The sequence below is a fragment of the Streptomyces sp. NPDC087215 genome (genome assembly GCF_044744885.1).
Classification (GTDB): domain Bacteria; phylum Actinomycetota; class Actinomycetes; order Streptomycetales; family Streptomycetaceae; genus Streptomyces.
Map to the genome: position 1 here is coordinate 28,584 of NZ_JBIUZD010000012.1, position 19,667 is coordinate 48,250.

Genomic DNA, 19,667 nt, shown 5'->3' on the forward strand with positions numbered 1-19,667 from the left:
TCAGCCGCCGGGCGGCGGGGCCAGCCGGTCCAGGGCCGCGACCGTCAGGGCGTCGATCGCGGGCGGCAGGGCGGCGCGCACCTCGGGCGCGAAGCGCGGCGAGTGGTTGGGCGGGAGGCGGCCCCCGGCCGCCGCCCACTGCCCGGCCCCGGCCGTGCCGGTCATCCAGTAGACCAGCGGCACGCCCTCCTCGCCGTGCAGGGCGGCGCCCGCGTCGCCGTAGAGGGGGAAGTCCTCCGAAGCCGGGGACGGCGGCCAGACGCCGACCCCCGCCGCGCCGAACAGGGCGGTGTGGGCCGCCCGTACCGAGGCCGTCGCCGCCGGGTCGCCCCACAGCGCGGGGGCGCGCGACACCCGCCGGACCTCGGGGTCGCGGGGGCACGCGGAGGCGGCGCACTCGGCCCGCACGATCCGCTCCACCGCCAGGACCGCCCGGTCGAGGGCGCCGTCCGTGGCCGCCCGCACGCCGATGCCCAGTTCGGCCGTGTCCGGGACCACGTTCACCGCCGTGCCCGCCCGTACGGTGCCGACGGTGACGACGACCCGTTCGTCCGGCGCGGACTCGCGGGAGACGACCGTCTGGAGCCGGGTGATCACCGCCGCCGCCGTCACCACCGGGTCCACGGTCAGGTACGGGGTGCCCGCGTGCCCGCCCCGCCCGTGCACCACGACCTCGACCGCGGTGCACGCGGAGGTCACCGGCGCGTACGGGGTGCCGTGCGCCACCGTGCCCGCGGGCAGCGGCGCCGCGTGCTGGGCCAGCACCGCGTCCGGCCTGCCGAACCGCTCGTACAGCCCGTCCGTCAGCATCGCGCGGGCCCCCGTCAAGGTCTCCTCGGCGGGCTGGCCCAGCACCACCAGGGTGCCCTGCCAGCGTCCGGCGGCCCGGACGAGGAGGTCCGCCGCACCGGTGGCGGCGGCGAGGTGCAGATCGTGCCCGCAGGCGTGCATGGCGCCGTTCCCGCTCGCGTACGGCAGCCCGGTCAGCTCCGTCAGCGGCAGGGCGTCCAGTTCGGCCCGCAGGAAGACGCGGGGGCCCGCGCCGTTGCGCAGCACCCCGACCACGCCGTGGCCGCCGACTCCCCGGGTGACATCGAGGCCCAGGGCGGCGAGCCGGTCGGCGAAGAGCCCGGCCGTACGGCCCTCCTCGCCGGACAGCTCAGGGGTGCGGTGGACGTCCAGACAGAGCAGCAGGGCGGGGCGGAGCACCTCCCGCGCGGGAGCGAGCACCGCGCGGACGGCTTCGGCGGGACCGGGTGTGGCGGAGTGGTCCGGTACGCCGGAGGACGCGTCAGAGCCGGTGGTGGCCCCACGGGCCGGGTCGGGGAGGTTCACGGGGGCTCCAGGGGACGGGGTGCGCGGACCGCTGGCGCCGGGTGCCAGCGATGTGCGCGCGCGAGACGTGCCGAACGGTGAGCGGACGGAGGTGGAATGGACGGCGTAACCCCCGGTCGGTCCCCGCGCGGGGCCGTGGTCACAGGAGGCGCCATGAACAAGGACCTGAGCACGCTCGCCGACGAGATCCTCGAACTGGAGGCCGAGACCTTCGAGATCTCCGACTACTCGGACGCCAGCGAGGTCGTGCTCGCCGGTTCCACGAGCACCAGCTCGACCTCGACGTGCAGCTCCACCACCAGCACCACCTCCTGCTCCGCCTGACGGACCAGGACGGACCGGCCACGGCCGGACGCGCGCCCGGCGACCGGTACTCCGGTCACCGGGCGCGCCTCCGTTGCCGGGGCGGGCGCCCGCCGGTCACGGGAACGGGTGCGGGACCATCCGGACCTCCTCGTCGGCCAGGTCCGTCGCCCGGTGGCCGCCCCGGCGCAGCGCCGTGCGCAGCCGGGGCATCAGCGGCGCCCGCTGCCGGTTCCAGCCGAAGTCGATCGGCAGCAGCCCCGGCACGAGGGTGCTGACCGTGCGCAGGCCCATCCGCTCCTGCTCCGGGGTGGTCTGGTCGACGACGACCACGTCGTGCCCCGCCGCCGCGAGGTAACCCGTCACCGCCCGTACGTCGTCCGCGAGGTCGCCGGTGCGGGGCCGTACGGTCGCCTCCCAGTCCCGGTACACCTCGTCGAAGCCGCGTACCGCCCTCGGCTCCAGATATCCCCTGGCGTGCTCGGCCATGCGCGGGAGCCCGTACAACTGGGCGTGGTCCTTGAGGTGGCGGACCCGGTGGAAGTCCTCGGCCATGGCCTCAAGTTCGGGCCCGCGCTCCTCGGTCTGGCGGGAGAGGTGCGGGATGTAGGTGAGCACCTCGGAGAGCGCGCCCTCCACGGCGGCGCGCGGGTCGAGGGAGGACGCCGCCGCGAAGGACAGGGTGCCGGGGCCGCTGTCCCGGCGCACGGCGACCGCCGTGACCACGGGCACCGGCAGGTCGATCCGGTTGTCCAGGACGTGGACGTCGTACCCCTGGAGCGCGGCGCGCGCGGCCATGGCGGCGGACGCCCGGCCGCCGACCGTGGCGAGGTCGATGCCGGTGAGCCGGGCGTCGCCGTACCAGGCGTTGAGGAAGGCGTCGCGCTCGATCAGTTCCAGGAGCCCGCCGAGGACCGCCTCCTCCAGACTCCCGCCGATGGCGCAGCCGTTGGAGCACTCGAAGACGAAGTTGTCGGCGGCGAGACCGGCGCTGTAGTAGACGAGGCGCGAGGGGACCAGGACGGGGCGGGCGTCACGGAGGGACCAGCCCCACTCCCAGGGGATGGCCCGGTCCGGGTCGAAGGGGTCCACCAGCGGGTCGTCGCGGTAGGTCAGGGGATCGTAGAAGCCGCAGACGGCGGGGTCCACGGCGTCCTCCCGCAGCGCGTTCCACGACCCGACCACAGGGGTCCGGCGAGCGCGCCGGTGGGTGCCCGCGTACCGTTCGAGGCCCTCCAGGAAGGCCAGGGTGCGGCTGGTGGCGAAGGTGTTCTCCTGCCCGCTCCAGGTGACGTCGTTGAGACCGGCGTAACCGCGCACGAAGACGCTGCCCGCGACGGGCGCCGTCGTCGGCGAGGTGACGCCGAGCCACGTCCCGCCGCCGAGCGCCCCGCACACCGGGTTGGCGAGCGCCTCGCGGGGCAGCGGGTACGCCGACGCCGGACGCAGCCGGTACGCGCCCGGGTCGGGTTTCGGACGTGCGACGAGGTCCAGCGGCCGGGGCCCGGCCGGGACGGGCGCCGGAGCGCAGTCGGGGCAGAGCGGATCGGCGAGCAGCGGGAACGTGCGGACCGCGAGCGTCGCCAGATCGACCCGGGTCACCTGGGGCAGCGCCCGGTCGGCGGCCTCCCGCGCGGGAGGCCGCGCCCCGGGACCGTCCAGCAGCACCTCGCAGAGCGCCGCGACCGTGTCGTACACATGGGCGGTGAGGACCGGCCATGCGCCGGCGGGGCGCGGTCCGTCCGGTCCGCCGGTCTCCAGCGCGTCACGTTCGCTGCGGCTGCGCAGCCGCTGCCAGCGCAGTGCGAGACAGCGCCCGCAGGCGGGCGCGGTGCCGTCGCCGCCCCAGGGGCCGACGAGGACGGCGGAGGCGGTGAGGTGGACGCGGGCCCCGGCGCGTTCGGCGGCCCAGGGGTCGGGGGCGCCCCGCCCGCCGGAGGGCGCGGCGGCGTCGGTGGCGCCGACCGGGACGACGGGGACGTCCCGGCCGAGACGCCCGCCGAGCGCGGCCCGCAGCTCCGCCCGTGCCGTGTCCATGGGCGGCGGCAGCGGCCGGGTGGCCGTGCTCACGAGGACCTCGTCCAGCGGAAGGTCTTCACCGCGACGGCGCCGAAGAGCACGCCGAACACGAGGAGCCCGGCGCAGCCCACCCACACGTCGGAGGGCTCGCCACGGCCCGCGAGGGCGTGGGACACGGCGTCGTTGAGGTAGCGCAGCGGCATCACCAGGGAGACCTTCTGCAGCCAGGACGGCATCGAGTCCAGCGGGAAGAAGGAGCCGGAGAGGAACGCCATCGGCAGCATCAGGAAGTTGGCGACCGCCGCGACCGACTCGGGGGTGTTCGCGAAGGACCCGATGATCACCCCCAGGAGCAGGAAGGTGGTGATGCCGAGGACCAGTACCGGGATCAGCAGCGGCCAGCCGGACGCGGGCTCCAGGCCGAAGACGGGCAGCATCGCCACCCCGACGAAGAGCAGCGACTGCACGGCGCCCACCATCAGGGCGAGGACGTACCGGGATCCGATGACGGCCGACAGCGGCGCCGGGGACATCCGGATCAGCCGCAGGATGTCGTCCGTGCGCCACTGCATGAGGGTGAACGCGATGCCGAAGACGGCGGCGTTCGCCACGCCCCAGGACAGCACGCCCGCCGCCGTGTACGACAGATAGGACAGGCCGCTCTCCGTCACCTCCTGGCCCCGGAAGATCAGCCCGAAGACGACGAGGAAGAGGAGCGGGAAGGCGAACGTGAAGAAGAGGGTGGTCCTGTCCCGGACCTGGGCCCGGTAGCCCGCCCGGGTCAGTGCGGCGTAGGCGCTCATGGTCACGGCTCCGTGGTCTCTGCGTGCGGATGGGCCGACCGGCCGGAACCGGCGAGCCGGGCGGTCAGGTCGAGATAGACGTCCTCCAGGCCGGCGGTCCTGGTCTGGACGCCGTCGAGCCCGGTGAGCCGGTCGACGGCCGCGAGGACCCGCCCGGTCTGATGGGTCTCCAGGACGAGCGAACCGCCCTCCACGGTGACCCGTTCGACGCCCTCGATGGCCGCCGCCGCCGTCTCGTCGAGGCGCCCCAGGGGAAGCAGCAGACGGCTCGGGGCGCGGGAGGCGCCCACCAGGTTGTGCGGCGAGTCGGTCACCGCGATCCGGCCGTCCACCAGGATCGCGATCCGGTCGCAGAGCGCTTCCGCCTCGTCGAGGTGGTGGGTGGTGTGGACGATCGTGCGGCCCCGCGCCTTCAGACCGCGCAGCACCTCCCACAGGGCGCGGCGGGCCTGTGGGTCGAGCGCCGCCGAAGGCTCGTCCAGGAAGATCAGCTCGGGCCCGTGGACCAGGGCCGAGGCGATGGCGAGCCGCTGCCGCTGGCCCCCGGAGAGGTTCTCCACCTGGACACCGCGCTGTTCGGTGAGGCCCACCGAGGCGAGCGTGGCGTCGACGGCGGCCGGGGGCGCCCCGTAGAGCGCGGCGACGGTCCTCAGGTGCTCGTGCGCGGTCTGCCGCACGAAGAACGCCGAACTCTGCGTCTGGACCCCCAGCCGGGGCAGCAGACCGGTGTTGCGCGGCCACGGGGACTCCCCGAAGACGGCGACCGTGCCGCTGTCGGCCCGGCGCAGCCCCTCCATGATCTCGATCAGGGTGGACTTGCCCGCGCCGTTGGGGCCGAGCAGACCGAAGAACTCGCCCCGGTGGATCTCCAGGGAGACGTCGTCCACGGCCTGTCGGTCCCCGTACCGCTTGGAGACTCCCCGGACCTGGACGGCGGCGGTCGGTGAACCGCCCGCCGCGGATGTGGTTGGCATGGCCTGTACCTCACTCGTGTGGTGCGTGGAACGTGGTCGTCGGGAAACGTGCCGTCCGGGAGACGCGGTCGGCGGGAAACGATGTGGTCGCGGGACGCGCGGGGCGCTCGTGGCCGGTCAGCCGAGCACGCCGAGCACGGCGAGGACGAACGCGACGGTGCCCGCCGCGACGAGCAGCACCAGGGCCACCGCCCCGATCGCGTACGCCGTGTGGATCCGCCGGGCCCGCGCCGGATACGCGGCCAGGGCCGGGGAACCCCGCCCGCCCCGGCGCACCGCCAGGTACGTCCGGGTCTCGGCGGCCAGCCGGGCGGTGCCCAGGACCTGCCCGAGCATCCGGTACCCGTCCAGCGGCGGCAGCGGTACGAGGTTGCTCAGCCCCTGTACGGTGCCGAGCACCAGCAGCCCGGCGAGCGCGGGACGCTCCGGCGCTCCGGCGGGCAGCAGCAGCCACCAGACCGCGAAGGGCAGCAGGAGCACCATGTTGAGGTGCGCGCCCGCCCCGGCGATCACCAGCTTGGCCCGCCTGCCCGGCAGGAACAGGTAGTCGTCGACCGTGCAGTACAGCAGGGCGGCCGGGAGCCGCCAGCGCAGTCCGATCTCGGCGACGTGCCCCCCGTAGTGCTGGGCGGCCACCCCGTGGGCCAGTTCGTGGAGGGTGATGCTCAGCCAGAGGAACAGGGCCGCGCCCAGGAGCGCGACGGGCCGCCGGACCAGCCAGGCCGCCCCGTCGATCAGCTCGGGCGCCCGTACGGCGAACAGCGCCAGGAACGCCAGGACGGCGACGATCAGCGGGTACTGGACGGCGGGGCGGAGCAGCGGACGCAGCGCCCGGTGCAACCGCGCCGTGGTCGCGTCGGCGTCCGCGACCAGCGGCCGGGTGCCGCGCCACACCGAGTTCGGCGGCTTCGGGGCGGTCGCGGGCGGCGCCGGGTCGGGAGCCCCGGCGAGCAGCCCCCGGGCGCCGAGGAGACCCAGCAGCCGGTACCAGTGGTCCTCGCCGAGACGGCGGCCGAACCGGTCCGCGTACACCGGCGCGAGGTCGTCCAGGTTCCGCGTCCCGTCGAGCCGGGTCATGAGGAAGTGCTCCTTGACACCGACCTCGAAGGCCGCGCCGGTGACCGGGTGCCGGACCAGGTGCACGGTCCGGGGCCCGCGCAGCAGCGGCCCGCTCAGCAGGACCCCGGACCGCAGCGCCGGACGGTGGGCCCGCGCGGCGGCGGCCGTCACGAGCCCGCCGCCGTCCCGCGCCCGTCCCGCAGGACCTGCCCCAGGACGAAGGACAGGTAGGCCTCGTCCCGGATCGTCACGTGCAGCCGGTTGTTGGTCATGTGCATGTACGGGGAGAGCAGTCGGGGCAGTACCGAAGGCACATGGGTCAGCGGCTCCGGCGGGACCGCGTCCACCGGCTCCGCGCGCACCTGCCCGGTGTCCTCGCGGGCGGGCCCCTCGTGCGGCGGGAACAGCAGCTCGCCCCGGACCGCGAGGTCCGCCGCGCGGGACCGCAGCTCCAGACAGTGCTCCGCCCAGCCCCGCAGGAACGACGGCAGCCGCCCCAGTTCCCCCGAGGCCACCGCCGCCCGCACGGCGGCGAACCGGCGGCCGAGCGCGGGCGCCATCTCCGCGTAGTTCCGCTCGTACTCCGCCGAGCCGATGAAACCGGTCCCGGGGAACGCCCGGTGCCAGAACGCGTAGTAGCCGTCCAGATAGTCGGCGAGCCGGTCCTCCTCCGGCAGGAAGCAGCTCGCCATCACCATCATCAGCTGCGCGGAGGTCCCGAGCAGCACCGTGCGCAGATGCAGGTTCATCGTGCGGAAGGCGTCCACGACCAGGTCGCTGGAGTGCCGGAAGTGCCACTCGGCCAGCTCGACCCCGGCGGGCCCGCCGTACTTCGCGTACTCGGGGGCGTACGGCTCCTCGCTGAAGCTGTTGTTGGGCCGCAGCCGCATCCGGCCGTCCTCGCCCATGTACCGGCCCCGGTCCTCGCCGGGGAACTCGATGTCGAACAGGGCGTTGTAGAAGTCCTTCAGGAACCCCGAGTCGACCTCGTACAGCGCGGGTCTGCCCCGGAGGAACGCGGTCAGCGCCTCCTCGGCGCGCCGCCGCACCTCGGGGGCGGCCGACGGGCTCGCGGGCCGCAGCCGCAGCCGGACGTGGGGACCCTCCAGCCAGTAGTTCAGGAAGAAGTACCCGTGCAGCAGGCCCTCTTCGGTGAGCCGGGCGACCAGCGGCCGGACGCAGTCCACCAGCATCGGCCGGGGGCTCGCGGCGTAGAACACGTGCAGCGCGATCCACGCACCCGGTTCGCCCCGTCCGGCCGGGCCGTGGGCCGCGGCCGGTTCGGACGCTCCGTCCGGCGCCGTCGGGACGGGGACAGGGAGGGGGAGAGGAGCAGGGGAAGGAGCGTCGGCGCGGGAGAGGCCGGGGGAGGCGGGCGGGGAGATCAGTTCAGGCATGTGGGGCCGTCCTCGGTGCGGTGGCGGAAGGTGAAGGTCTCCACGGCCAGTTCGGCCACGTGCCGGCCTTCGCCGGACGTCACGTGCAGCGCGTCCTCGGCCGGGAGCATCTCGCGCAGGACGACCCCGGCGCCCGGCGCGCGATCGACCAGCGCCTCGAAGGCGGTCAGCGACAGGGGGCTCTCGAAGTCCACGTACACGGGTTTCGCGCCGAGCGCCAGGCGGCCCTCGCGCAGCACCGTCGCGAAGACCCGGTCGGGCAGCCCGTGCGTCCGCTGCCAGCGCCGCCACCCCAGGTACCACCCGGCCTCGTCCGTGCCGGGCCCGCGCACCGGGAGGACCGCAGCGTCCGCCGTCCAGCTCCGGCGGGAGACCACGACGTCGCCGTGGGCGACGCGCGGACGGCGGGTCACCCCGTCCGCCGCCGGACCCTCCGGGACCCCGCCCCACACCTCGGCCGGGGCCATCCCGCTCGGCGAGAGGAGCAGCAGCGTGCGGGGGATCTCCGGCAGCGCCACCGGCACCAGATAGCCGAGGTAGACGGGCACCACCTCGCGGCCGAGCCGCCGCGACCGCAGCACCAGCCGGTCGGCCGTCTCGTCGTGCTCCAGATACAGGTCGTCCAGGTCGATCCGGGCCTCCGGCGGCACCGCCGCCGTCTCGCCGGGACACACGATCCGGTGGTCGGTCAGCCGCCCGTGCAGATTGAGGTTGCTGGTGACGGGACCGCCGGTCAGCTCCGCGAACACCACCCCGGGCGGCTGCCGGTCGCGCAGCTCGGCCCGCAGCACGTCCGACAGCCCGGACGCGCCGGGCCCGTCGTACACATGGGTGAAGCGGCTGAAGGGGAACGCGAGCCCGCCGTACGAACGGTTCAGGACCACCCGGGTCGGCCCGGCACCCCCGGACGGGGGCCGTGCCACCTGGAGATGATGGCTCAGCGGAGTGAAGTCACCGGCGAGAGGCTCCAGTTCGGCTTCGATGTCGGCCAGCAGTCCGGCGGGCAGCCGCAGTTCCTCCTCCATGCCGTGACGGTCCCACAGCTCACGCATCCCCGCCACGAACCGGCGGCGGGCGTCGTCGAGCCTCCGCAGCGCGCTCTGGCCCAGCCAGTTCTCCTCCGGTACGTACGCGCCGTCCGCGTCGAACGCCGAGCGCTTCGCCGTGAAGGACACGTACTGGTCGAAGAAGTCCTCGTGGAAGTCGTGCACGAGGCCCAGCAGGTCGTCGCAGCGCCCGCCCCGCCCGTACCGCGCCAGGAAGAAGCCGTGCAGGGAGACCCGGTGCGGGAGCGTCAGGTCGAACATCGGCAGCACGCCCTCGACCGCGCGCAGCGCCGCCGCCGTCCCGCCCGCGAGCAGTCCCGCGTCGGCGACCAGCCCGTCGCCCGCGCCGACGTCCTCGTACAGCAGCGTCCGGGGCAGCGACGGCTCCTCGGCGCCCAGCCCCCGCTGCACGTCGAGGAGCTCGGAGCGCAGCGTCCGCAGCAGGGCGCGCCGTTCGGCGAGTCCGGCGGCCGGGTACGCGGCGAGGCGGGCCGCCGGACCCCCGAGCCGGTCGGCGACCGCCTCGGCCCACGGCACCGCGAGGGCCCGCAGGGCCCGCCGGAACGCGTCCAGCGGATCGGCGGCGTGCACATCGGTGCGCAGACACGGCACCTGCACCATGCCGACCCGGAGCAGCGCGGCGGCGTACCGCTCGCACTCGGCGGGCTCGGCGCCGTGTTCGGCCCGGAGCCGTTCGACGAGATCGCGGTGCCGGAGCCCCGGAGAGTCGTCCAGGAACCCCAGCAGCCGTTCGAGGGTGCCGCTGCTCCGCAGGTAGAACAGCCGGTCGCGGACGGAGTCGAAGGTCACGGAGGCGTCGTCGTCGCCGCTCGTCACCCACTGCCGCACGTACCGGACGCGGTCCTCGTCGCGCCCCCAGCCGGGCGACAGGACGACGGGCAGGTCCTGTCGGAGCACCGGATCGGCCAGGATCAGATCGGCGATCCGGCCCAGCGCGACCACGTTGAGCCGCACATGACCGGTCCGCTCCGCGCCGAGGCGCGGCCCCGGCCCGCCGTCGTCCGGACCCGGACCGAAGACGGCGGACGCGACCGGCGTGAACGTGCTGAAGGGGCTGGTCTTGCACGCCGTGCGGTAGAGGTACGTGAGCGCCGAGCGCTCGACCTTCCGCATCCGCCCGCTCGACATGGAGCCGGAGCCGGGAGTGGAGCTGGGGCTGAGACCGGAGCCCGTACGGTCAGTACCGGCACCGGCACCGGAGCCCGCTCCCGTGCCGGACTCCGTGCCGGACCCCGTGCCGGACCCCGTGCCCACGCCCGCCGTCAGATACCCGTCGAGCCTGCCGTCCAGCGTCGGTGACGCCAGGAGCAGACCCCGGCGGATCTCCTCGCGGGACAGCGCGAGGCGCAGCCCGCCCCGGGCCGTCGCCAGTTCCTCGGCCAGCAGGACGGGACCCGCGTCGAGCAGGGCGCCGTACCGCTCCCGGTCGTCCAGCCAGGCGGCGACCCGCCCGCCCACCGCCGCGTCCAGCCCGGCGACCAGACGCACGGCCGCCCCCGGGTCGGCGGGCGCCCGGTTGTTGAAGACGCGGCGGCGCAGGGCGAGGAGCGCCCGCCGGGCCTCGTCGCCCGTGGCGTCGGCCGCCCCGAGCAGACCGTGCAGCAGGTCGCTGACGGCGGCGCCCTCGGCGGCCAGCCGTTCCTCCCGGGCGAGCACCTCGTCGGCCCAGGCGCGGGTACGGGGGCAGCGCAGCCCGCGCACGGTCTCCACGGGGAGCCCGGCGGCCCGGAGCAGGAAACGGCGGCCCACCTCCCAGGTGACGGTTCGGCGGGCGGCCGTGCCGCTGGTCGGAAGTGTCATCGCGGTCTCACCTCAGGCGATCTCATGGCGGAAGTCGGCAGGACCGGGACGCTCGTTGCCGAGCGGCATGATGAGGAGCGGCGCCTCCTCCGTGCCCGCGAGGTCCAGCCGCTCGACGAACGACACGTTGTCGAAGCCGAGGGCCACCCCCGCGCCCAGGGAGAGGGCGGACGCCGCCAGGTAGAAGGTCTGCGCCACCGCGCCCGCCGTACCGACGGCCAGCCGGTAGCCCCGGTCGCCGACCGCGTCCAGGACGGCCGCCGTGCGGACCGTCGGCACCAGGACCGCGCCCGCCTGCTCCAGGTTGTAGTTGGCCAGGAAGTAGTTCTCCTGGAGGAAGCGCCCCTGCGGGCCCGGGACGACCAGCGACAGCTCGCCCGCGTCGGCGTCGTAGACGTACGCCCCGGGGGCGATGTCCCCGACGTGGTTGACGAAGGCGTAGAGCCGGACCTGGCGCGGGGTGCCCTCGGGCGCCGCGTCCCCGCCGAGCGAGGTCGCCGCGCAGGCCGCGAGCACCGTCGACAACTGCCCGGGGGTGACCGGGACGGTGGCGTCGAACCGTCCGAAGCTGCTGCGCCGGTTCCGCAGCACCCGCCGCACCGGCACCTCCGGCAGCTCCGGCGTGGGCAGGGCGATCCGGGTGCCGCCCCCGGGAACGGGCCGCGCCGCCGAGGCGGTGAGCGCCCCCGGCGCGGGCCGGTCGGTGGCCCCGGCCACCGTCGCCGCGTGCATCGCGAGGACGGTGGGGAACCGGACGACGGTACGGGACCGCTCGACGTCCCGGTGCCGCACGGCGGGATCGCGGCCGGGACCGACGCGACCGGAGCCGGTCCCGTCGTGACCGGGCCCCGTGGAGGAGGCCGTACGGGCGAGGGAGCCCGGAGAGGCACCGCGCCCGGGTCCGGCGGCGGACGCCGTCCGCGCGGTCCCACCGGGGGGCACGGGACCTCCGGCCGCGTCGGGGGACACGGAACGTCCGGCCGCGCCGGGAGAATCCGCCTGCCCGGCCCCACGAGGAGGGGCCGCGCGTCCGGCGGCACCGGGGACCGTGGAGCCTCCGGCCCCACCGGGAAGGACCTGGCGTCCGGCCCCACCGGGAGGGACCGTGAGTCCGGCCCCACCGGGAGGAGCCGCGCGCGCGGTGCCGTCCTCCCAGCGCAGCGGGACCACGGCGAAGACGCTCTCCTCCTCGCCGTCGGCGCCGAGCAGCCCGTTCAGCCGGGGCTCGTCGAACCACAGGACGGGCGCGACCCGGAGCCCGTGGGCGGCGGCCCAGACCCGCCACGTCTGCACCAGGGTGCCCACATCGGTGCAGACCACGTGGTAGCCGAAACTGTTGTACTTGAACGCGGTCTGCCAGTACTTCACCCCGAGCACCAGATACTGGTCGGTGCCCAGGGCCCCGGCGGGCGCGTCCGCGCCCAGCGCCTCACGGACCCGGTCCGTCACATCGCCCGTCAGCAGCCTTCGCACGGCGTGCCGGTGCACGTCGTAGTGGTGGACACCCGGGGTGAGCGGTCCGGAAGGCCCCGACACCCAGTGGACCGACACCGGGTACAGGCCGCCGCCGCCCGCCGTGCCGCGCGACCAGTTGGCGTGCGGATAGAGCGGCAGCCCCGACAGATCGCTGTTCGCCTGGACGCCCAGACGGCGCCCGGTGAGCCCGTACGAGTCCTTGAGCATCGCGGACAGCAGCGGCAGGGTGAAGCCGGGCGCCCCGGACCCGGCGGGGCCGCCGGGCGGGGGCAGCAGGCCGAGCCGGGCCGGTGCGTCGGCGAGGCCGTCGCCGTCGGGGAGCGCGTACGGCTCCGCGCCGGGATAGAACTTCCCCCGGCGCGGCCCGTCGGGCCAGTCGGGGACGAAGTCGGCGGGCTCCATCGGAACGCGGCCCCGGTACAGGACGGCGTCGGCGTACTCATGGGCGAACCCCATCGGGGTCGGCCTCCTTTCGGACGGCGGGCGGAACGGGCGGCGCACCGGACGGGCGAGGCGCGCGGAGCACGGGAACCGCGCGGCGGGAAGGGCTACGGGAGCGGCGGGGAGGGCTACGGGAGCGGCGGGGAGGGCTACGGGAAGTGCTACGGGAAGGGGTGGGGCGCGGGATGGGGCCCGGAGCCGGCCAGCGCCCCGAGCATCCGGGGCATGTGCCGGGCCCGTTGCCGGGACCAGCCGAAGTCGATCGGCAGCAGACCGGGCACCAGCACCTTCACGGTGTGCAGCCCCACGGCCCGCTGCTCGGGCAGCGTCTGGTCGACCACCACCACGTCGAGACCGGCGTCCGTCACCGCGCCCACCGCCCACAGCAGGTCCTCGCGGACGTCCGGGGAGACGGCGGACGCCCCCACGGCCGGACCGCCGGGACCCGCCGGGCGCGACCGCGCCAGCTCGGCGACGGCCAGCGGCGGGGCGGGCTCCGGCTGCCGCAGCAGGAAGTCGGCGTGACGGCCCGTCTCGGGGACGCCGTACATCAGCGGATGATCGTGAAGGGTCGTCACCAGCGAGAAGTCGGCGGCCATCGCCCGCAGCCGGGCCTCGTCGCGCCGCGTCCTGCCGGCCAGGTTGACGGAATCGGTGGCGATCTCGCACAGCGCCGAGTCGAGCGCCGACTCGGGGTCCAGCCCCGCCCCCGCGCCGAAGCACATCCGGCCCACCCCGCCGTCGACCCGCTCGGCGCAGGCGGTGACGACGGGCACCGGCAGATCGTGCCGGGCGTCGAAGAACCGGGCCCGGTAGCCGTACATCGCGAGCCGGTCCACCATGTGCCGGGTGCCCGCCCGGACGCTGGTCGACGGGTCGATCTCACGCAGCGGGACCCGCCCGTACCAGGCGAGCAGGAAGGCGTCCCGCTCGACGACCTCCATCAGGCCGAAGTAGACGGCCTCCTCCGTACTGCCCCCCGAAGCACAGCCGTTGGAGCTCTCCTGCACGAACCGGTGCTCCAGACCGGGGGCGTGGTAGTACGCCAGGACCTCGGGCACCGCCCGGGGCGCGCCGTCCCGCAACGACCAGCCCCACACCCAGGGGATGCGCCGGTCGGGGGAGAACGGCCGCACCCGGGGGTTGTCGCGGTGGAACTCCTCCGCGTACAGACCGGTCACCCGCGGGTCCACGGCCATCGGCCCCAGCTCGTCCAGTGACGCCGTCAGCCGCGCCGTCCGGGTCCTGGCCCGCATCCCCGCGTACCGTTCGAGCCCTTCCAGCACCCCGACGCGCTGGCTGCGCGCGAAGGTGTCGGCGTGACCGCCCCAGAACGTCTCGCGCAGGTACTCCCCGGAGCGCGACGAGAAACAGCCGACCGTCGCCGACGTGGTGGTGGACGCCACGTCGCACACCACCGAGGATCCGATCGCCCCCCAGTGCGGATTGGCGAAGGCGTCCACCGGCAGCCCGTAGTCCTCGATCCGGCGGACCCGGAAGGCCCCCTCCCGGTACTTGGGCGCGGGCCGCAGCTCCAGGGCCGCGCCCCCGGCGGTGTCCGCCTCCGGCACTCCGCAGGACGGGCACTCCGGATCGGGCACGAGCGGATGGCTCCGTACGGTCAGCGCGTCCAGGTCGAGCAGATGGACCCGGGGGTACGGACCCGGCGCCGGGCCCGCCGCCGCGATCCCCGCCACCAGGGCGGCCACGGCGGTGGCGGCGAAGGGCACGCCGTACGGCCAGTCGCCCGCCCGCCGGGTCTCCGCACCGCGTTCGAGACCGTCGCGCAGCGGCACCGAGCGGACGCCCTGCCAGCGCCGGGCCAGACAGGTCGCGCAGCCGCGCCCCCGCCCGGCGGACGGCCAAGGGCCGACGAGCAGCTGACGCCCGTAGACGTGCACGGGCAGCCGCCCTTCGGACGGCACCGCCCCGGCGTACGCGTCACCCGTGCCGAGGGCGCCGACCACCACCTCGGGCAGCGGCACGCCCTCGGCCCCCCATGCCCGCAACGCCACGCGCAGGGCGTCCGCGAAGACGTCGTGGCACCGGACCGGCCGGGGCGGCACGCGCTCCGGTACGACTTCCGGTACGACCTCTACGACCTCCGGCCTGGCGGTCGAAGGCGGCGCCGACACGGCATCCGGTACGGCCGCCGGAGCGCTCCCCGGTGTCGTCGACGGTCCGGTCCTCATCGGGCCGCCGCCCGGGTGAGCAGCACCCGCACGGTGTGGATGCCCGCGCCCGGCAGGTCGGCCGCGTGCGTCGGGACGACCAGCGCGTCCCGGCCGGTGGCCGCGAGGCGCTCCAGGACATCGGCCCACTCCGGCGGCGCGCCCGGTGCCACCACGGCCGTGTCCGGGGTGATCCGTATCAGCGAGGCGTCGAGGTCCCGCATCAGCGGGTCGCCCTCGTCGTCGACGGCGCCGCCCTCCTCGGCGGCGAACTGGGCCCGGCCCAGGAGGTCCCGCACCGCGTCGACGGCGGCCGAGGCCGGGTCCAGCGCCGCCCCGACGGCCCAACCGTCGCCCGCCGTGGGGCTGTTGGTCCGGGCCAGGACCACGGACACGCCGGAGCGGGCCCGTTCGCCGAGGTCGAGCAGCTCTACGGGAAGGTCCAGCAGCGCGGCCGAACGCAGCAGGAACGTCATCTCCGGGTCCTCGCCGAAGGCGTCCGCCGCGAGCACGGCGACGCTCCCGCCGCCCGCGACGGCACGGCGCAGCGCGTCATGGGACAGCGCCGACAGCAGTCCCGCCGCCGCGGCCCCCGGCAGGTCCTCCCCGGCCCCGGCCCCGGCCCGGGTGGGCTCGAAGCGCCGGTCGGCGTTGTCCCGGCCGAAGGGACGCACGGCGCCCGAGGGCACCCGTACGGCCTCCTTGGTGATCAGCGAGGTCGCCAGGGTCCAGACGGGCTCCGCCCCGGAGCCGCCCGTACCGGACGCGACGGTGAGCAGGTCCGGGTCCACCGCCGGGAGGGCGGCCGACCGCTCCACGGGGACGGCGGACGGGACCACGTGCTCGGCGTAGACCGTCGCCGCCGCGTCCAGCGCCCGCAGCCGGGCGCCCGCCGTGTGGTGCACGTCGAAGGCGGTCACGGTACGGGTGCCCCGCGAGCCGAGCCCGAGGACGACCGAACCGACCTTCAGCGGTGTCTGCGTCAACGGCTCGTCGGCGTACTCCCGGAACACCCCGGTGAACGGCCGGACGAGCGCAGAGCGCCGTTCCAGCGCGGCGAGCGGCCCCTGCGCGGCCTCGTCGTCGGGGGCGGTGGCGACCGTCGGCAGGAAGGCGGGGCGCGCCGGGGCCGCCGTCAGGTCGACCGGCTCGGGCGGTTCGGCGGGCGAGGAGCAGAACGGGCACCGGGGATGTGCGAGCAGCGGCTCCGAGGCGACGTCGAAGCTGGCCGTGGACTGGACGAGCACCCGGTCCCGGCTCTCGTCCGGGAGCGCCCCGGTGACCAGCCGGAACACCTCGTACCCCAACTGGTTCCCGAGCATCGCCGCGAGCGGTCCCGAGGGCCGGTCGCCCGGGGTGCCGGTGCCGAGCGCCAGACCGCTCCACAGTCCGGCCGCGTCCCCGGCGGCCGTACCGGAGGACGCGCCGAGCCGCAGGGCCGCGCACGCCCAGCAGGAGGACGTGCCGGAGGCCATGGCGGGACCGATGACGGCCAGACCGCCGAAGGTCCACGCGGGGAGGAGGACGCGGTCCTCCGGAACGCCCTCCCGCAGCAGGGGCAGCACCCGCTCGGGGACGTCGTCCCCGGCGGCGGCCACGACCACGTCGTATCCGTCGAAGGATGCCCAGCCGCTCCGCCCCGGGTCCTTCACCGGCCCTTCGAGGAGGGCCAGTTCGACGGGGCAGCCCTCCTCGGCGAGCGCGGCCGCCTCCGCGTGGACGGCCGTGAACTCCTCAGGCGCGACGCCCCCGGTGCCGTCCGCGAAGGCGGGCTCGACACCGATCGAGGCGCAGCCGTTCCGGATCAGGGAGAGCACGCACCAGCGGGCGGTCGGACCGTCGCCGAGCACGGCGACCCGGGTCCCCCGGAACCGGGCGAAGCGGGCCTCGGCGCCGTCCGCGTAGTGGTCGACGTAGCCGATCTGCGGGGCGAACCGGGCGGCCACGGCGGGCGGGTTCGCGGGGACGGCGGGCCCCTCCTCCGGAGCGGGCACGGGACGGGCGAATCCCCGCGCGTAGAGCGCTTTGACCAGCTCGCCCACCATCGCCTTCTGGGCCTCGCCGAAGCCCCGGCAGATCTCCTCGACGCTCCTGGTGCCGTCCAGGTACGGCACCAGGAGCGTGGCGAAGCGGTAGCCGGACCTGGCGGTGAGCTGGAAGCCGCCGTCTGCGTTGTGGAAGATCACCCCGTCGGGGGTCTGGGTGAACAGGACGTCCCGACGGACCCGGGGCCGGGTTCCGGCGATCTCCGCGTAGGGCGTTGCGGTCATGCGTGCGTCACACCTCTCGTTGGGGTGGCGGGATGGAGCCCGGGGCGACGGGCGGGGCGGGCGCGGTGCGGGCGGATCGGCGCCGTCGGCAGGACGGCGGGTGCACGGCGGGTACGGGGACGGCGTGGGGGCCTCAGGTCGTGGTCGCCGTGGCGCGGACGGTCTCCGGCCTTCCCGCCGGGGGGAGTTCGCCGTACCGGGGCGGGCGGAGCGGCGCCGTCAAGTGCCCGGAGGCGGTGCCCGCCGTCCGGCGCGCGTGGGCCCGCAGCAACTCGTGCGTCCAGAAGGCGCCGGGCTGGCCCTCCTCCAGGAACCCGGCGTCGAGCAGCCGCTCGACGACCTCCTCCGCCGCGTCCACCGGAAGGCCGAGGGCCTCGGCGCTCCGGGCGGCGGTCAGCGGTTCGTACGGCGAGGCGGCGAGGCGCAGATGGGCCTCGGCGAGCCCCGGGGACAGCCGCCCGAGGGCCTCGTCGAAGCGCCGCGGTACGGACATCCGGACGTCGTCGGCGAGGCTGAGCCGTCCGACGGGGTCGTGCCGGAGCCATTCCGCGTAGTCCCCGGCGCGCATCCGGGGGCGGGTGAGCAGCCGGGCGGCGGCGATGCGCAGGGCGAGCGGATGGTGTCCGCAGACGGCCGCGAGGGTCCGCGCGGCGGCGGGCTCGGCGGTGAACCTGGCCGGGCCGAGGACGGCGGTGAGCAGGGCCCGCGCCTGCTCGGGCTCCAGGGCGCCGAGCCGGTGCACGGTGCCGCCGTGGGTGGCGACGAGACCGGCGAGGCCCATGCGACTGGTGACGAGCGCGGCGCCGCCCGCGTGAGCGGTCAGGAGCGGCCGGACCTGGTCGGGGTGGACGACGTCGTCCAGGACGAGCAGGGCGCGTCCGCGTTCCCCGTCGGCGCCCCGCGGCAGCGCGCGGCGGAGTTCGGCGGCGGCCTCCTCCACCCGGCGCGGGGTGCCGTCGGGGTCGGTCAGGCTCAGCAGGACGCATCCCCCGCGAAAACGACGGGCCGTGCGGTGCGCGATGTGGAGCGCGAGGGCCGTCTTGCCGATGCCGGGGGCGCCGGACAGCACGGCGAGCGGGAGGCGCTCGGCCTCCTCGGCCGACCGGTCGGACTCCAACAGGGCCAGCAGGGCGGCGACTTCGCTCTCACGCCCGGTGAAGTGCGGGACCGCGGGGAGGGGAGCGGTGGGGTGTTCCCCGGTCATGGCGGTCGCGGTGGTCGTGAGGGGGGAGCCGAGGGCGGGCGGCTTGCCTTCAAGGTGCTTGGCGGGCATGGACGTCGAGGCGCTGGGAACCGGATCGGACGCCGGGTTCCCGGGGTGGGGCGAGGGGGTGCCCGCCGGGGAGGCCGGGCGAGGGTCTGGCAAGGGCGGAGCCGACGGAGCACCCGACGGAGGAGCTGACCCGGGAGTCGGCGGGGGAAGCGGCGAGGGAAGGGACGGACAGGGCGAGGGCGGGACCGCGAGCTGATCCGCGAGACGCGTCGAAGGCGGTTCCGAGGTGCTCGAAGAGGGGATCGGCGGGGGGATCGGCGGGGGACCGGTCCACAGGCCCGTCGAGTCCGTGGAGCCTGTCGGGTGCGTCGGGTGCGTCGGGTGCGTCGGGTGCGTCGGGTGCGTCGGGTGCGTCGGGTGCGTCGGGTGCGTCGGGTGCGTCGCGCCCGCCGCCTCGACCGCCGACGGGCCGTGCGGCGAGGGACTCGGGGAGGCCGTCCTCCGCGGAGGGGTGAGCGTCAGCGTGCCGCGTGCCGCGTCCAGGGGTCCGAGGTCCTCGCCGCGCAGGATCGACATCTCCAGGCGCTGGAGCGCGGCCCGGGGGTCCACGCCGAGCCGCTCCCGCAGATGGCCCTTGATCCTGCGGTACTCGGCCAGGGCCTCGGTCTGCCGACCGGTCCGGTAGAGGGCGACCATCAACTGCTCCGCGAACCGCTCGTGGGCCGGGTATACGCGCGTAACCTCCCAAAGATCGACGAGCGCTTCCCGGTATCGGCCGTGCTCCAGCTCGATGTCGCAGACGCGCTCCAGGACCCGCAGCCGTTCCTCCGCGAGGCGGGGCACCTCGTCGCGGTGGAGCAGGTCGGAGGGGACGTTCGACAGGAGCGCCCCCTGCCAGAGGCCGAGCGCGGTCCGCAGCGCGAACAGTTCGGCCCCGGCGTCCGGTACGGCGGCGCCCTCGACGAGGCGGCGGAAGTGGAGCAGGTCCAGGGTGTCGGTGTCGGCGTCGATGCGGTACCCGCCCGCCACCGCGACGACGGCCTGGTTCTCGATGCCGTACTTGGCGAACAGCCGCCGCAGCCGCAGCACGCAGCTCTGGAGCGCTGTCTTGGCGGTCGGAGGGTGCTCCTCGCCCCAGACGAAACCGCGCAGCCGCTCGGCGGAGACGATGGAACCGGGGCGGACGAGCAGGGCGGCGAGCAGCGCCGTGGGCTTGGACGGCGGGAGCACCGCGACAGCCCGCCCGTCGGTGATGCTGAGCGGTCCGAGCAGCTGGAAACGCACGGTTGCCCCCGGCCGGCGGGGTGGGGGCGGGGAGGGTGCAGCGGGCATGGCGAAC

The 19,667-nt window shown here is 75.6% G+C and carries 12 protein-coding genes; 1 reads left to right on the forward strand and 11 read right to left on the reverse strand.

What is annotated here, in order from left to right:
- Complete coding sequence (locus tag ACIO92_RS26010) at positions 1-1,230, reverse strand: amidohydrolase (protein ID WP_402283149.1); 1,230 nt, start codon at positions 1,228-1,230, stop codon at positions 1-3.
- 258 nt (positions 1,231-1,488) lie between these two features.
- Between ACIO92_RS26010 and ACIO92_RS26015 the strand changes: the two genes are divergently transcribed.
- Positions 1,489-1,659, forward strand: coding sequence for a thiazolylpeptide-type bacteriocin (locus ACIO92_RS26015; protein WP_030757923.1), 171 nt, complete (start codon positions 1,489-1,491; stop codon positions 1,657-1,659).
- A gap of 96 nt (positions 1,660-1,755) precedes the next feature.
- Here ACIO92_RS26015 and ACIO92_RS26020 read toward each other — a convergent pair whose 3' ends face one another.
- The 10 genes from ACIO92_RS26020 to ACIO92_RS26065 form a co-directional block, all read right to left on the reverse strand.
- Entirely contained in the window at positions 1,756-3,675 is a 1,920-nt protein-coding gene (locus ACIO92_RS26020) for a TOMM precursor leader peptide-binding protein (RefSeq protein ID WP_402283147.1), read from the reverse strand.
- 29 nt (positions 3,676-3,704) lie between these two features.
- Complete coding sequence (locus tag ACIO92_RS26025) at positions 3,705-4,460, reverse strand: ABC transporter permease (protein ID WP_401239374.1); 756 nt, start codon at positions 4,458-4,460, stop codon at positions 3,705-3,707.
- Between the two features lie 2 nt (positions 4,461-4,462).
- The gene (locus ACIO92_RS26030; RefSeq protein WP_401239376.1) at positions 4,463-5,434 is read right to left on the reverse strand and encodes an ABC transporter ATP-binding protein; all 972 of its coding nucleotides are present in this window, start codon (positions 5,432-5,434) and stop codon (positions 4,463-4,465) included.
- Positions 5,435-5,551: 117 nt separating this feature from the next.
- Positions 5,552-6,664 (reverse strand): metalloprotease, encoded by a 1,113-nt coding sequence (locus tag ACIO92_RS26035; protein ID WP_402283124.1) that lies wholly within the window; start codon positions 6,662-6,664, stop codon positions 5,552-5,554.
- Positions 6,661-7,686 (reverse strand): lantibiotic dehydratase C-terminal domain-containing protein, encoded by a 1,026-nt coding sequence (locus ACIO92_RS26040; RefSeq protein WP_401239575.1) that lies wholly within the window; start codon positions 7,684-7,686, stop codon positions 6,661-6,663. Before ACIO92_RS26040 ends, ACIO92_RS26035 begins: the two co-directional genes overlap by 4 nt.
- Positions 7,687-7,877: 191 nt before the next feature.
- Positions 7,878-10,757, reverse strand: a complete 2,880-nt coding sequence (locus tag ACIO92_RS26045; RefSeq protein WP_402283122.1) for a lantibiotic dehydratase — start codon at positions 10,755-10,757, stop codon at positions 7,878-7,880.
- A gap of 12 nt (positions 10,758-10,769) precedes the next feature.
- Positions 10,770-12,689 (reverse strand): nitroreductase family protein, encoded by a 1,920-nt coding sequence (locus tag ACIO92_RS26050; RefSeq protein WP_366443321.1) that lies wholly within the window; start codon positions 12,687-12,689, stop codon positions 10,770-10,772.
- Positions 12,690-12,835: 146 nt separating this feature from the next.
- The gene (locus tag ACIO92_RS26055) at positions 12,836-14,866 is read right to left on the reverse strand and encodes a TOMM precursor leader peptide-binding protein (protein WP_402283120.1); all 2,031 of its coding nucleotides are present in this window, start codon (positions 14,864-14,866) and stop codon (positions 12,836-12,838) included.
- Positions 14,863-17,115, reverse strand: coding sequence for a TOMM precursor leader peptide-binding protein (locus tag ACIO92_RS26060; protein ID WP_402283118.1), 2,253 nt, complete (start codon positions 17,113-17,115; stop codon positions 14,863-14,865). The genes ACIO92_RS26055 and ACIO92_RS26060 overlap by 4 nt, the downstream gene beginning before the upstream one ends.
- A 133-nt stretch (positions 17,116-17,248) precedes the next feature.
- Positions 17,249-19,612 (reverse strand): BTAD domain-containing putative transcriptional regulator, encoded by a 2,364-nt coding sequence (locus ACIO92_RS26065; RefSeq protein ID WP_402283116.1) that lies wholly within the window; start codon positions 19,610-19,612, stop codon positions 17,249-17,251.
- Positions 19,613-19,667 lie beyond the last annotated feature (55 nt).

What these genes read in the sequence shown, in the direction of transcription:
- ACIO92_RS26025 (WP_401239374.1), bottom strand. Translation starts at nt 4,460, where the DNA reads ATGAGCGCCTACGCCGCACTGACCCGGGCGGGCTACCGGGCCCAGGTC.
- ACIO92_RS26045 (WP_402283122.1), bottom strand. Translation starts at nt 10,757, where the DNA reads ATGACACTTCCGACCAGCGGCACGGCCGCCCGCCGAACCGTCACCTGG.
- ACIO92_RS26060 (WP_402283118.1), bottom strand. Translation starts at nt 17,115, where the DNA reads ATGACCGCAACGCCCTACGCGGAGATCGCCGGAACCCGGCCCCGGGTC.
- ACIO92_RS26020 (WP_402283147.1), bottom strand. Translation starts at nt 3,675, where the DNA reads ATGGACACGGCACGGGCGGAGCTGCGGGCCGCGCTCGGCGGGCGTCTC.
- ACIO92_RS26015 (WP_030757923.1), top strand. Translation starts at nt 1,489, where the DNA reads ATGAACAAGGACCTGAGCACGCTCGCCGACGAGATCCTCGAACTGGAG.
- ACIO92_RS26030 (WP_401239376.1), bottom strand. Translation starts at nt 5,434, where the DNA reads ATGCCAACCACATCCGCGGCGGGCGGTTCACCGACCGCCGCCGTCCAG.
- ACIO92_RS26055 (WP_402283120.1), bottom strand. Translation starts at nt 14,866, where the DNA reads ATGAGGACCGGACCGTCGACGACACCGGGGAGCGCTCCGGCGGCCGTA.
- ACIO92_RS26050 (WP_366443321.1), bottom strand. Translation starts at nt 12,689, where the DNA reads ATGGGGTTCGCCCATGAGTACGCCGACGCCGTCCTGTACCGGGGCCGC.
- ACIO92_RS26040 (WP_401239575.1), bottom strand. Translation starts at nt 7,686, where the DNA reads ATGCTGGTGGACTGCGTCCGGCCGCTGGTCGCCCGGCTCACCGAAGAG.